Origin of the sequence: Hespellia stercorisuis DSM 15480 (assembly GCF_900142165.1) — a bacterium.
GTDB classification, from domain to species: Bacteria; Bacillota; Clostridia; order Lachnospirales; family Lachnospiraceae; genus Hespellia; species Hespellia stercorisuis.
Window position 1 is genome coordinate 1 of sequence record NZ_FQZY01000036.1, and the last position, 14928, is coordinate 14928.

At 46.7% G+C, this 14928-nt stretch carries 11 protein-coding genes; all 11 read left to right on the forward strand.

The window, feature by feature from the left end; genetic code table 11:
• Nucleotides 1–368: RNA-guided endonuclease InsQ/TnpB family protein (locus tag BUB85_RS12275; protein ID WP_143160713.1), on the forward strand; the 368-nt coding region annotated here is incomplete at its 5' end.
• Between the two features lie 170 nt (nt 369–538).
• Nucleotides 539–1000 (forward strand): AAA family ATPase, encoded by a 462-nt coding sequence (locus BUB85_RS12280; protein ID WP_073110888.1) that lies wholly within the window; start codon nt 539–541, stop codon nt 998–1000.
• 758 nt (nt 1001–1758) lie between these two features.
• Entirely contained in the window at nt 1759–2301 is a 543-nt protein-coding gene (locus BUB85_RS12285; RefSeq protein ID WP_073110890.1) for a prolyl-tRNA synthetase associated domain-containing protein, read from the forward strand.
• 1 nt (nt 2302) lies between these two features.
• Entirely contained in the window at nt 2303–3238 is a 936-nt protein-coding gene (locus BUB85_RS12290; protein WP_073110892.1) for an alpha/beta hydrolase, read from the forward strand.
• Nucleotides 3238–5058 (forward strand): DUF6320 domain-containing protein, encoded by a 1821-nt coding sequence (locus tag BUB85_RS12295; protein WP_073110894.1) that lies wholly within the window; start codon nt 3238–3240, stop codon nt 5056–5058. Before BUB85_RS12290 ends, BUB85_RS12295 begins: the two co-directional genes overlap by 1 nt.
• A gap of 344 nt (nt 5059–5402) precedes the next feature.
• On the forward strand, nt 5403–9059 hold the full coding sequence (locus tag BUB85_RS12300; RefSeq protein WP_073110896.1) for a GBS Bsp-like repeat-containing protein: 3657 nt from the start codon (nt 5403–5405) through the stop codon (nt 9057–9059).
• 501 nt (nt 9060–9560) lie between these two features.
• On the forward strand, nt 9561–10892 hold the full coding sequence (gene aspS, locus BUB85_RS12305) for an aspartate--tRNA(Asn) ligase (RefSeq protein ID WP_073110898.1): 1332 nt from the start codon (nt 9561–9563) through the stop codon (nt 10890–10892).
• Between the two features lie 146 nt (nt 10893–11038).
• Nucleotides 11039–11332 (forward strand): Asp-tRNA(Asn)/Glu-tRNA(Gln) amidotransferase subunit GatC, encoded by a 294-nt coding sequence (gatC, locus tag BUB85_RS12310; RefSeq protein WP_073110949.1) that lies wholly within the window; start codon nt 11039–11041, stop codon nt 11330–11332.
• Between the two features lie 95 nt (nt 11333–11427).
• Nucleotides 11428–12900 carry an Asp-tRNA(Asn)/Glu-tRNA(Gln) amidotransferase subunit GatA gene (gene gatA / locus BUB85_RS12315; RefSeq protein ID WP_073110901.1) on the forward strand — a complete coding sequence of 491 codons (1473 nt, stop codon included), beginning with the start codon at nt 11428–11430 and terminating at the stop codon, nt 12898–12900.
• Nucleotides 12901–12905: 5 nt separating this feature from the next.
• The gene (gatB, locus tag BUB85_RS12320) at nt 12906–14339 is read left to right on the forward strand and encodes an Asp-tRNA(Asn)/Glu-tRNA(Gln) amidotransferase subunit GatB (protein ID WP_073110903.1); all 1434 of its coding nucleotides are present in this window, start codon (nt 12906–12908) and stop codon (nt 14337–14339) included.
• Between the two features lie 93 nt (nt 14340–14432).
• On the forward strand, nt 14433–14888 hold the full coding sequence (ybaK, locus tag BUB85_RS12325; RefSeq protein WP_073110951.1) for a Cys-tRNA(Pro) deacylase: 456 nt from the start codon (nt 14433–14435) through the stop codon (nt 14886–14888).
• The last annotated feature ends 40 nt before the right edge of the window (nt 14889–14928 follow it).

The window sequence follows — 14928 nt, forward strand, 5'->3', positions numbered from 1 at the left end:
AGGACTTCCTGCATAAGCAGTCAACCGAGATAGCCAATCGGTATGATATGGTGTGCATCGAAGATCTGAATATGCGCAGTATGTCTAATCAAGGCTTTAGGAATGGAAAGGCTACATTAGATAATGGGTATGGGATGTTCACATCCATGCTGGCGTATAAACTTGCAGATCGCGGAAAACAGCTGATGGTTGTTGATAAATGGTATCCATCCTCCAAAACTTGCAGTCGATGTGGGAGCGTGAAGGAAATATCATTGGAACAGAGACGATATATATGTAAGTGTGGAATGAACCTGGATCGAGACTTAAACGCAGCGATCAACATTAGAATGAAAGGGTATGAGATGTACTGCCAAATGGCAGCATAAAAAATGTTACTTAATAAAACAAACAAAAAACTGTAGGGCAGGAACTGTCCAAACAGTATAATCTACGCCTGTGGAGTAAGCATAAGACCAGCATTTATTGTGGCGATTTACGCCGAAACAGGAAGCATGTGACTTCAGTCATGTGAGGGTTCACTTTATGGAGAGAAAGTATGAAGATACACATTATTGGTGGTAGTGGTTCTGGAAAGACTTATTTAGCCAACAGGTTATCCGAGGAATACAATATAGGACATTATGATTTAGATGATTTACTATGGGATAACAAAGCTGATTCTTATGGCGTTAAGAGAAATACAGATGAAAGATATGCAATGCTGCAAGAAATTTTAAATAAAGATAATTGGATAATAGAGGGCGTTTATTATAAGTGGTGCAAACAGTGTTTTGCAGATGCAGATAGGATATTTTTACTAGAAGTACCAAGGCATACATATAGATACCGTATTATAAAAAGATTTATAAGAAGAAAATTAGGGCTTGAGAAAGGTAAAAAAGAAACTTTGAAATCGCTTAAGGATTTGCTTAAATGGGCTGATTCATATAGTGCTAATGATATGACTGAAATAAAGAAATTGGTTGAACCATACGAAAATAAGGTGATTAGAATATAAATCTTAGTTTTTCAAGACAAAAGAAGCTTTTTGGACTCCCAGTTCACACTTGACATATAAAAAAGATAACACAAAAATCCCCTGCAGTATCGGCTGCAGGGGATTCGTATTATCTAAAGGAATGAGAGTAAAGTTGACAAATACGGGAACCTCTCACTGGGAGAGGTATTCCGATTTTGCCATTACTTTATGAGGGGGGATAGTTTTATTAACTATCTGAGTACAAGTATATCCACAAAGTGTGTAGAAAATGTGTGCAATTCCTAAAAGAAATCTTAAACAAAAATATATTTTCTATAAAGTTACTATGTTATTATTTAAGTGCGAAAAAAACAGAATGAAATATATTCACCATGTGACAATAGAAATAAATATGCTATAATGTACGCGACAGCAATGAGCAGTGCCAGCCGATGCAGATATACATTTACGTTGTGCTTGCACATAAGGAAATGTATATCTGCATCGGCTGATAGGGCGAAAGCCCGCGAGTGAGATGAAGCAAAGCGGAATCGAACGGCACTGCGGACTACATAATACAAAGCCAGCAGGTGCAGATATACATTTACGTTGTGCTTGCACATAAGGAAATGTATATCTGCATCGGCTGATAGGGCGAAAGCCCGCGAGTGAGATGAAGCAAAGCGGAATCGAACGGCACTGCGGATGCCACGACATAATGAGTGCTAGTGAGCCAAGTGCTTGCATTTGGCGAACGGCAGTCATGAAAAATAAAATGATTATAAGGAGACATAATAATGCAATTATACGTAGGACGTCCGGAGGATACCACCGGACGGGAAGAACGCGAAGTGAGAGTTTACAACTATCTGGATAATCTGGGAATCAGCTATTTCCGCACAGATCATGAGCGGGCAGATACGATGGAGGCTTGTTTGGAGATTGATAAAGTGCTGGAGGCCATGGTATGCAAGAATCTGTTTCTGTGCAACCGACAGAAGACGCAGTTTTATCTTCTGATGATGCCCGGAGACAAACCGTTTAAGACGAAGGAGCTCTCCAGTCAGATCGGAAGTGCCAGATTGTCATTTGCGCCGGAGGAGGCGATGCTTACGTACCTCGACATCAAGCCGGGGGCGGTCAGCGTTATGGGCCTGATGAACGATACAGAGAATAAGATTCATCTTCTGATAGATGAGGATGTTCTGAAAGATGAATATATTGGATGTCATCCATGTGTATGCACATCCAGTATGAAGATAAAAACGGAAGATATTGTGAATCGATTTCTTCCAGCGACCGGTCACGAGGTTGTGACCGTCAGACTGAAAGGAGAATAGCATGGCAATAAACAAAGCAGCACAGGCAATTTTGAAGGCACTGTCTTTCGGCGGGATTGAGGTGGAGGCATCCAGGCATCTTGCGGATCTGAAACGGCTGGATCCGCTGAGTGTGTTTTACAAGACGATCGATTACAAGATATATAACGGTGAGTATGAGGTGCCGACAAGGGTTTATTTTCCGAATGAAAAATCGTTTCAGGAAACGGGCAGGAATACATTGCCGGTGCTTCTGTTTATCCATGGCGGAGGCTGGGTGACTGAGAGTGTGGATAATTACCAGCGCATTTGCGCCCGCATGGCCAATGCGACGAACCATGTGGTTGTCTCTGTGGAGTACCGCCTGGCGCCGGAGTTCCCGTTCCCGGCGGGGCTGGAAGACTGTTATGCTGTGGCAAAGGCACTCTTTACGGACGAGTTTTTCCTGAATGTAGAGCCGGAGGATATCACGATCATGGGGGATAGTGCAGGGGGAAATCTGACAGCAGCGTTGTCCCTGATGGCGAGAGACCGGGGAGAATTTATGCCGAAGCGTCAGATTCTGATTTATCCGGCAACGAATAACGATTACACAGAGACATCGGAGTTTCAGTCGGTACATGATAACGGAACAGATTATCTGCTGACTGCGGGAAAGATGCAGGATTATATTGATTTCTATGCGGGCGGCGAGGAAAATAAGCAGAACCCGTATCTGGCGCCGCTGTTGGAGAAAGATCTGAGTAATCAGCCTATGACATTGTTGATCACGGCGGAGTTTGACCCGCTCAGGGATGAGGGGGAGGAATACGGCCACAGATTAAGGGCGGCTGGAAATAAGGTGAAGATGTACCGGATTGAAGACGCGCTGCACGGTTTCTTCGCACTTGGAATTAAATACTTACATGTACAGGAGAGTTTCGAATATATCAATCGATTTTTAAAGGAGGCAAAATAATGCGTCAGTCTAAGCGGGCCTATTGGCGAAAACTTGACAATGCGGCGAAATTATTTCCGGCTACCAGCAATGAAAGGGATACCAGAGTGTTTCGGTTTTATTGCGAGTTGCGAGAAACGATTGTGGAGGAATTACTGCAGAAGGCGGTGGATAAGACCCTTAAAAAGTATCCGGTTTTTTTGTCGGTTATGAGAAAGGGATTGTTTTGGCATTATCTGGAGAAAAGTGAACTACGGCCTGTGGTGAGGGAGGAAAACAAAGAGCCCTGCAGTAACATTTACGTGAAGGACAAAAAGAGTCTTCTCTTCGAGGTGACATATTATAAGAAGAGAATCAATTTTGAGGTGTATCATGCACTTACAGATGGGACCGGGGCGACGGAGTTTCTGCGGGAACTAGTGAAAAATTATCTGGTGATCGCACATGCAGAGGAGGAGCTTGCGGACATGCCGCTCCTCACAAAAGAAATCACTGTGGCGGATCAGGAGGATGACGGATTCAACAAATATTATTCTAAGAAAGGTTCGGCGGGAAAACAGAAGAAAAAGAAGGCATTTCAGATCAAGCGGCCGAATAAAGAGTTCGGGGAACTGCAGGTGACGGAGGCGACCATGTCAGTGGGACAGCTTTTGAAAAGATCCCGTGAGCTCGGGGTGTCCATGACGGTGCTGTTGTCAACTGTTTTTCTGTGTGCTATTCACGAGGAGATGACAAAGCTGCAGGAGCATAAACCGGTTGTGCTCATGGTGCCGGTGAATTTGAGAAAGTTTTTTCCATCCTCATCCATGCTGAATTTTTTCTGGTGGATAGAACCTTTTTATCAATTTGGCGGTGAGGACGATTCTTTTGAGGCGGTTCTTGCACATGTGAAGACATTTTTTAAAGAAGAACTGACGCAGGAGAAAATTTCGGAGAATATGAATACACTGATATCTCTGGAGCATCACCCGATTTTACGGCTGGCACCGCTTGAATTGAAAAATCTCTGTATCAATGCGGGGGCAAGGTTTTCGGAGCGGGACACAACGGCAATTTTTTCCAATATGAGCGTGGTGTCCATGCCTGAGGTGTATGAGCCGTATATTCGACGTTTCGGGGTTTTTACAAGTACCCCTAAGGTGGAACTGTGCATGTGTTCATTTCGGGATACGATCACGCTTGGTTTTACATCCAGACATGACAGCACGAATATACAGAGAAATTTTTTCCGGATTCTGTCAGAGCTCGGCGTTGATTCGGTGATCGAGGAGCCGGAGTATCCGCCGGAGCGGCATGAACGGTCAATTGGAGCCATGTTTTTTAAAGGTTTTTCCTTTGCCTGTCTTGTGCTCATCGTGGCGGCGGTCGCGGTGGATGTGTGTCTGAAAATGAAGTTTCACTGGCCGTTGTGGGCAGCAGGCGGAGTCGCCAGCATGTGGATGGCTCTGGCAATCGGTTTTTCGAAAAGACATAATCTGCTGAAAAACGCGATGTGGCAGTTGATTGCGGTTCCGGTCATGTGTATCCTGTGGGATGTATTTACCGGATGGAAGGGCTGGTCGATAGATTATGTGCTGCCTGCAGTCTGCGTTCTTGTGCAGCTTTCGATGTTTATAATATCAAGACTGCAGTCGCACACAGCGAGAGAATATATGATCTATTATGTAATGGCTTCGGGATATGGGATTGTGGTTCCACTTGTCCTGATGCTGGTTCATTGTGTGAGTCTTACATTTCCTTCGGTGATCTGTATTGGGGTCAGCTTCATTATGTTGATGGCGCTGGTGATATTTAAGGGACGGGAGCTGAAGGAAGAGATGCAGAAGAAGTTCCATTTATAAGGGGACCGAAAAAGCAGCGAAGCGGCTGATCTGTGCGTACATTGTGTTTGGTTTCATGGAGCGGAGAGTGAGATGGACAGGCATGTTTATGCCTTGCAAAAGGAAAAAAAGTAAGTTATAATAAAAAACATGAGAGGGTGCATTATAGAATATCTATAGTGCGCCTTTTTTGATATAATAGGAAAAACTTTTGGATTTCCGGTTATATGAAAACCATCCAGGGGGGGATGCGCACTGCGCGCAGGATGGAAATGGTCACTGGCGTGACCGCGCTTCGACGGAGAGTTTCGAAAGCGAAGCTCTTTGTTTTAATGGAAAAGAGCATATAAAATAAGGAGGAAAACATGAAAAAAACGGGGAGATGTAGGAAAAGAACAGTCAGCTTTCTTTTGGTGGCGGCATTGACATTTAGCAATGTTTTTTCGGTGCTCGCTACGGATGGCAGCACGGCTATGGATGAAAACACGGCATCGGATGCTGGTCAGATTACCGGCAGCCCGGTGGCAGAAGAGAATGCTCAGATAGATGTAGCTTCGGAAAAGCAGGAGAGCGTGTCACAGGAAAAAGGTGCGGAGGAAGAGGTTCTCGGTGAAACTGGTGAAGAAGAGACAGATATAGGAACACCCGGTAATGAAGCCGGTGAGACACAGACAGATCTGAAAGCGAAAATTGAAATTCCGGCGGAAACAACAGACAGAGCGGCGGGCACATTTCGGGTGAAAATAACGGAACTGAGTCCGGAGGATATGCTTGAACCGGACGATGTGCAGCAGGATGCGCAAGACACGCAGGATATGCAGAATGCGGGAGAAGCACAGGATGCACAGGACGTAGTGAAAGTGCAGGATGAGCAGAATACAGAAAAAACACAGAATACAGAGGCGGCAGGGACAAAGATTTCGGTTGCAGTTTGGTATCTCGAAGATCAGAGCGACATAAAATGGTTTGATGCGGTCGGGCAGGACGACGGAAGTTACACGGCGGACATCTCGATCTCTGATTTTGATTATCATGCAGGTGAATACAAATTACATACGTACCTGTTAAAAGGCGAAGAGAAAAAAATAAGTATCGAAGACATAAGTGATACCGTTTCTGCAGATATAGAATCCGGAGAAACCACGGAGACAGGCATCCTGGATGAAGCAGCGGAGGCGACAGAAGAGACAGCACCCGAGACGCCAGAGGTGACAGAGCCCGCAGAACCGGAGCTGATCCCGGTTCAAAAGACCGTGGATATGAAAGCGGTATGCGGCGAATTAAAAAGTACAGTTTCCAAAGACGGGAAAAGCTACACTCTGACCGTGTCGGACGTCGTGGTTCCGGCAGGAGAAAAGGAAGTACAGTTTGCCGTATGGAATCAGAAGGATACAGAAGAAAAGGCCGATTTTGTCACAGCGCAAAAGGGAGAAGACGGAAACTATTCTTATGAATATCCGGTGGATGCTGCAAAAGCGCCGGAGACATTTGAGGCAAAGGCGTATGCTGTTACAAAGGCAGACGAAAAGGTGTGGATGAGCAGCAGCACAACATTTTCAACGACAAAAGCTGAGGCGGAAAAAGAGACCGAGGCGGTCAAAAAGAAGAATGAACCAGAAAAAGAAGTGGTGGCGGCTCAGGCAAAAGATGTGAAGTATAATGTGATTTCTGTGCAGAGCACCAATGTTTCGGCAGGAACATTCAGGGTGAAGATATCTAATCTGAAAAACGCATCCAAGGTGGACAAGATTCAGGTTCCGGTATGGTGTGCGGAAGATCAGAGCGATATAAAATGGTATGATGCAACAAAACAGACAGATGGCAGCTACCTTACGACGGTGAAGCTTTCAAACCATAAATATCATGTTGGAACGTACAAAATACATGTATATGAAGTTCTCAAAGACAGCACCCGGAATTTTATCGGGGATACAAGCCGTAAAATGGTCGTATCACCAGGTGTATTCAATGCGACGACAAGCGCAGCTTCGAACCGTTTTAAAGCGACATTGTCTTCTGCGGTGATTCCCGGCGGGGCAAAATCGATGTCGTTCGCGGTCTGGAGTGCTGCAAATGGTCAGGATGATCTGAAGTGGTATACGGTGACCAAAAATTCAGCGGGGAACTATGCACTTGACATCTATCTGAAAAATTTTAAGTCTTCAGGAACATACAATGTTCATGCATATGCGACACAAAAAAACGGAGAACAGATTTTTGTGAACAGCACAACTTTCGAGGCGGCGGAATCCGGAAGTGTGGGGAAGATAAGTGTGAATAATCCTGCGGGAAGTTCCAGCTTCAAGGTTACACTTTCCGGAATTACCAATGGAGCATCGATCAAGGCAGTCTATGTGCCGGTGTGGTGTGCGTCCGACCAGAGTGACATTGTCTGGTATAAGGCGGCAAGACAAAGCGATGGTTCCTATACGGTAACGTGTCAGATATCAAAACATCAATACCATACAGGAACGTATAAGATACATGTTTACACGGAATCCTTCTACAGCGGGAAAAAATTTGTAAAATCGACATCGACGGAGGTGGCTGCGAAAAAGGGGACCGTTCAGGCTGCAGACTCCAGCAGCGGGGCACAAAAGACTTATACCGCAACGTTGTCCGGTGCAAAGATACCGGGAGGAATAAAATCAGTCACGGTAGCGGTCTGGAGCAAGAATGGAGACCAGGATGATCTGAAGTGGAGTACCGCAACAAAAAACAGCAACGGGACCTATTCTTACAAGATAAAAATTTCGGATCATAAGGACTCAGGAGAATACAATGTACATTTTTATGGTATGAGCATGAAGAATGAAAACAACTTCCTTGGATCCGGGACATTCTCGGTTTCGGCACCGACCGCGAAAGTGGCGGTGAGCAGCATAGACGGGACGAAAGGAACATTTAAGATTACAGTTTCGAATATTAACGCTCCATCCGGAATCACAAAGGTGCAGATACCCGTCTGGCATGATGGGAATCAGGGAGACATTCAATGGTACACCCCAAGCAAGGTGAACAGTACTACATATTCCATAACCGTGTCAGTGAAAAATCATAATTATAGTTTTGGTGATTATAACATTCATGTGTATATCCAAACGGGAAATGGTATCAACACATGTGTGGCCACGGAAACGACTTCGATTACTGCAAAAGATTTTCTGTTCTACAATGAATTAGGACGCGGGAAGGTAGAGGTCGGAATTATAAATCCATCCGGAAATGTATCAAATGTGTATTTCCCAACATGGTCAGAGGTAGGAGGACAGGATGATATCGTATGGTACGAAGGTATGCAGAATGGAACGACCTGGACGGCGACCGTGAACAGTGCAAGTCATAAGCATACGGGTGCATATCTTACCCATGTATACAAAACAATCAATGGGGAACAGGTAATGGCGGGGGCGCTGTCCTATCATATCGATTACACGGCAATAGCAAACCGGAAAGGTATTGATATATCAGAGTGGCAGAGTGGAATCAACTGGTCCCAGGTCGCAGCATCCCAGTATGGGGACTTTGCGATGATAAGAACGACCTATGGCTCAACGTATACGGATCCATATTTTTATGCAAACTATACAAATGCGAGAAATGCAGGGGTTCCGGTTGGTATTTATCATTATACGCGGGCAAAAACGGTTGCACAGGCGCAGACAGAAGCGCTGAATGTGGTGCAGATTTTGAACGGAAGAAGTCTGGATCTTCCGGTCGCATTCGATCTGGAAGATGACAATCAAAAAGGATTGAGTGCGACACTGAATGCGCAGATTACCAATGCGTTTTGCAGGATCCTGAGTGCCAATGGCTATCAGGTAATGATCTATTCCAGCGAAAGCTGGTTTGGCAGTTCCATAGAGACTTCTTCACTGGATTCCAATATACAGATCTGGTGTGCAAAGTGGAGCAGTACCTCTCCGAAAGTAACAGGGAAGAGTGTCGACATGTGGCAGTATGCAAGTGACGGCTCGGTTCCTGGAATTGTCGGGAACGTTGACATGGATATTTTGTATTAAAATCTGGAAACGGCTTGCAAAAATAAAAAACCTATGGTAATATGATGACTAATTAAAAAAGAAATGCGAAGAACAAGACTCTGATTTTGAAATCTGACAGGAAGGATGGCGTCACCGACTGAGAGCGCCGCACAGAGGAAGAAATCTACAGGGAACACTTGGGAGCAGACCTGTCGAAAGATAAAGTAGGCTGGTACGGTTAATACACGTTACGTATGAAAAGGGGAATAAGCAAGGGTGTTTATTCAATGCGGGTGGTACCGCGGATTATATTACGATAATATTTTCCGTCCTGACAAATCATGTCAGGGCGGATTTTTTACGCGCTGGCAGACGTTGTCTGCGCGGAAATATCAGGGCAGACAATTTGAAACATTAAAATTGGCTGTCCTTTTATGTGTCGATAATGAGCCGAACGGCATCATGCCTGCATGAATGCCACCCGGAGAATATCCATCATCGAACAACGGCAGTCTGTAAATCAGAAAGGAAGACATTGAGATGGAATATTTAACAGGCGTCAGCAGAAAAGAGACTTTAGAACTGAGTGAATTACTGAAAGAGGATATGATTGGAAAAACCGTCAAGGTCAATGGAGCCATTCACACGATACGCGACATGGGGACAGTTGCGTTTGTGATACTGAGAAAGCGCGAAGGACTGATACAGGCGGTCTTTGAGGCGGGATCCTGCGGGTTTGAATTGAAGGAGGTGAAGGAGGCGGATACGGTCGAGATCACCGGAATTGTTGAAAAAAATGAGAAGGCACCGAATGGAATTGAAATCCGTATAAGCGGAATCCGCATCCTGAGCGAGCCGACGGAGGCGATGCCGCTGGCAATCTCCAAATGGAAATTGAATACATCTCTGGAGGCAAAATTGAACTATCGTCCAATCTCTCTCAGAAATGTCCGTGAGCGTGCAAAATTCAGGATTCAGGAGGGTGTTGTGAGAGGATTTCGGGATTTTCTTTACAGAGAAGGCTTCACGGAAATTCACACGCCGAAGATCGGTGCGAAAAGTGCGGAGGGAGGGGCCAACCTCTTCCGCCTGGAATATTTCCACAGACCGGCCATCCTGCAGCAAAGTCCTCAGCTGTACAAGCAGATGATGGTCGGCGTGTTCGACAGAGTGTTTGAGACAGCTCCTGTGTTTCGTGCGGAAAAGCATAACACCAAGCGTCATCTGAATGAATATACGAGTCTGGATTTCGAGATGGGATACATCGATGGATTTGAGGATATCATGGCAATGGAGACCGGGTTTCTCCAGTACACGATGGAGCTTTTGAAAAAAGAGTATTCCAGAGAGCTGAAAATGCTGGGAATCACACTGCCTGAGGTGGAGAAAATTCCAGCGGTAAGATTTGACGAGATCAAAGAAATGGTTGCAGAAAAATACGATCATAAGATGAAAAATCCATTCGATCTGGAGCCCGAGGAGGAAGTTCTGATCAGCCGTTACGCAAAAGAAGCGTGGGATGCAGACTTTGTGTTCGTTACGCATTATCCTTCAAAGAAACGGCCGTTTTACGCGATGGATGACCCGGAGGATACCAGATATACGCTCAGCTTTGACCTTCTGTTCAACGGGATAGAGATTACGACCGGCGGTCAGCGCATCCATGATTATACGATGCTTGCCGAAAAGATAGCGGCACGCGGGATGACGCAGGACGGGCTGGAACAGTATCTGGGGGCGTTTAAACACGGAATGCCGCCCCACGGCGGGCTGGGAATCGGCCTGGAGAGACTGACCATGAAGCTGCTCGGGGAAGACAACGTCAGGGAGGCCACACTGTTTCCACGAGATCTGAGCAGATTGGAGCCGTAGGCAGCACAATGGATGATTGCCAGACATATTAGGGGGAAGCCGACTGTGCATGTCTGCGCTGCCGGTGAAGACGGCACTCATGAAGAAATGGAAGAAAAATGCGTGAAGACAGCGATAATATAAGTTCAGAAAAGAGAGGGAAAAACATGGCAAACATAATATCAGATGAGACGATCGAATATGTCGGAATACTTGCAAAACTGGAGTTGTCCGGCGAAGAAAAAGAGAACGCGAAGCAGGATATGGAGAAAATGCTTGATTATATTGACACATTAAATGAGTTGGATACAGCGGGAATTGAACCGATGTCTCATGTGTTTCCGGTACAGAATGTGTTCCGTGAGGATGTGGTTACCAACGGAGACGGACATGAAGAAACATTGAAGAATGCACCGCTGCAGAAGGACAACAGTTTTGAGGTTCCAAAGACGATTGGATAATGCGTGGTCGCTTTACTGAGAAAAATCATGCAGGCATTGACAAAAGGTGGTCTAAATGAACATGGACTGCCTAAATAAGCGAGGGAGAAACGATTATGGATATTATGAGTTTGACGGCAGTGGAACTGGGCCGGAAAATAAAGGAAAAACAGATATTAGTAAAGGAAGCGGTAGAAGCGGCGTTCGCACAGATCGAAGCGGTGGAATCCGACATCAACAGCTATGTGACACTGGATAAAGAGGGCGCGCGAAAGCGTGCAGAGGAGGTTCAGCGCCTGATTGATGCGGGAGAGCTGACTGGTCCGCTGGCCGGAGTCCCAGTGGCAGTCAAGGATAACATGTGTACAGAAGGGATTCGGACGACCTGCAGTTCTAAGATTCTGGAAAACTTTAAACCGACCTTTACGTCGGAGGCGGTTTTGAATCTGGAAAAGGCAGGTGCGGTGATTCTCGGAAAAACGAACATGGACGAGTTTGCCATGGGAAGTACCACGGAGACCTCCTATTATGGCGCGACAAAGAATCCTCACAATACAAACCATGTTCCGGGAGGATCTTCCGGAGGTTCCTGTGCGGCCGTTGCGGCTGGGGAGTGTTCTTATGCGCTGGGATCTGATACAGGCGGTTCCATTCGCCAGCCAAGTTCCTTCTGTGGAGTGGTGGGATTGAAGCCAACCTACGGGACGGTGTCCAGATATGGGCTGATTGCATATGGTTCTTCACTGGATCAAATCGGGCCGGTGGCGAAGGATGTGACAGACTGTGCCACGATTCTGGAGGCCATCGCATCACATGATACAAAGGACAGCACATCTGTGAAACGTGAAGATTACGATTTCACTGGTGCACTGGTGGATGATGTGAAAGGAATGAAGATCGGTCTTCCCAGGGATTACTTCGGAGAAGGCCTGGATCCGGAAGTGAAAGCCGCGGTACAGAGGGCAGTGAAGGTGCTGGAGGAAAAAGGCGCTGTGGTGGAAGAATTTGATCTTGGGCTCGTGAAGTATGCAATTCCGGCATATTATGTTATCGCATCGGCGGAGGCGAGCTCCAACCTGGAACGGTTTGACGGCGTGAAATATGGACATCGTGCCGCGGATTATGACGGACTACACAGCATGTACAAAAAGACCAGATCAGAAGGTTTTGGCGCGGAGGTGAAGCGCAGAATCATGCTGGGATCCTTCGTACTCAGTTCTGGATACTACGATGCATATTATCTGAAGGCACTGCGGACGAAGGCTTTGATTAAGGCTGAATTTGACAAAGCATTTGCAAAATATGACGTGATCATCGGACCGGCTGCACCGACGACTGCTCCGGAACTTGGAAAATCTCTGAGCGATCCGATTAAAATGTATCTCGGTGACATTTACACAATTTCCCTGAATCTTGCGGGACTTCCCGGAATGTCAGTTCCGGTGGGATGCGACAGCAAGGGACTGCCAATCGGAATGCAGCTGATTGGGGACTGCTTCAAAGAAAAGAATATCATTCGTGCGGGATACACGTACGAGTGCGCAACCGGAAAAGAATACGAGACAATGGCAATGGGAAAGGAGGCGTAACCATTATGACAAAACAATACGAGACGGTCATTGGACTGGAGGTCCATGTAGAACTGGCAACAAAGACAAAAATTTTCTGTGGATGCAGCACAGCGTTCGGTGGTGCGCCCAATACACATACCTGCCCGGTCTGCACCGGAATGCCGGGATCTCTTCCGGTGTTGAATAAACAGGTGGTGGAATATGCGATGGCAGTCGGACTTGCGGCGAACTGCAGAATCACACAGGTCTGTAAGTTTGACCGGAAGAACTATTTTTATCCGGACAATCCGCAGAACTATCAGATTTCCCAGCTGTACCTTCCCATTGCAAGAGATGGATTCGTCGAGATTGAGATCGGAGACACAAAGAAAAAGATCGGAATCCACGAGATGCATATGGAGGAGGATGCCGGAAAACTGATTCATGATGAGTGGGATGATACTTCGCTGGTGGACTATAACCGCAGCGGTGTGCCGCTGATCGAGATTGTTTCCGAGCCGGATATGCGTTCCGCGGAGGAAGTGATGGCTTATCTGGAAAAGCTACGTCTGATCATCCAGTATCTGGGAGCATCCGACTGCAAATTGCAGGAAGGCTCCATGAGAGCGGATGTGAACTTGTCCGTGCGTGAGGTCGGTACGACGGAACTCGGCACGAGAACCGAGATGAAGAATCTGAACTCCTTTAAGGCGATCAGCCGTGCAATCGAAGGGGAGAGAGCACGTCAGATTGAATTGCTGGAGGAGGGGAAAGCGGTCATTCAGGAGACCCGCCGCTGGGATGACAACAAAGAGTATTCTTATGCCATGCGGTCCAAGGAGGATGCACAGGACTACCGCTATTTCCCGGAGCCGGATCTGGCGCCGATCGTGATCAGCGATGAGTGGATTGCGCGGATGAAGGAGCAGCAGCCGGAGCTGCGCACAGAAAAACTGGAGCGCTATAAGAGTGAATTTAAGATACCGGAGTATGATGCGGGAATTATCACAGAATCCAAGCATATGGCGGATCTGTTCGAGGCGACTACCGCAATCTGCGGCAAGCCGAAGAAGGTGTCAAACTGGCTGATGGGCGAGACGCTTCGCCTTATGAAAGAACGGGATGTGGAGGCTGACGCGCTGAAGTTCTCGCCGGAGAATCTGGCGAAACTGGTCGAGCTGACAGAGGCGGGAACCATCAACAGTTCTGTGGCAAAGGAAGTGTTCGAGCAGGTGTTTGCGGAAAATGTGGATCCGGATAAATATGTGGAAGAACACGGATTGAAGACAGTTAATGATGACGGTGCGCTTCAGGAGGTGATTGCGAAAGTGATCGCGGAGAATCCGAAAGCAGCAGCGGAATTTAAGGGCGGTAAGGAAAAGGCTATCGGGGCGCTGGTCGGACAGACGATGAAGGCGATGCAGGGGAAGGCGAACCCGGCGAAGGTGAATGAGATGCTGCGGGCCGCTTTGAAGTAGTTTCATCGGATGCAGGCGTTGTCCTACTATATTGTATGTGAAAGTGTGGAGGTTGTTTTGGGGAAGAAAGTGAAAGAGGTTAAGACGAATGCAATGCGGATCCTGGAGTCTTGCGGGGTGTCGTTTGTGGTGCATTCGTATGAGTGCGGAGATTTTACAGATGGAGTGAGCGTGGCAGATCAGTTGGGGCAGCCTCACGAGATGGTTTACAAGACTTTGGTGGCTGTGGGGAAGAGTAAGGAGCATTTCGTGTTTGTGATTCCCATTGAAGCAGAGCTGGATCTGAAGCTGGCAGCCCGGGCAGTGGGAGAAAAATCAATTGAAATGCTGCCACTTAAGGATTTGACGAAGGTGACTGGATATGTGCGCGGAGGATGCACTGCCATTGGAATGAAGAAGGAGTTTCCGACGGTGGTGGACAACAGCGCGAAGGAACAGGAAGTGATTATGGTGAGCGGCGGCAGGCGTGGTTCGCAGATTGAGCTTGCACCGGATGATCTGGTGCGGGCAGCTCATGCCGTCTACAATGATATTACGGTAAAGAAGTAACACGAAAGTTTATAGAAATTTTATATTTTTAATAATATTA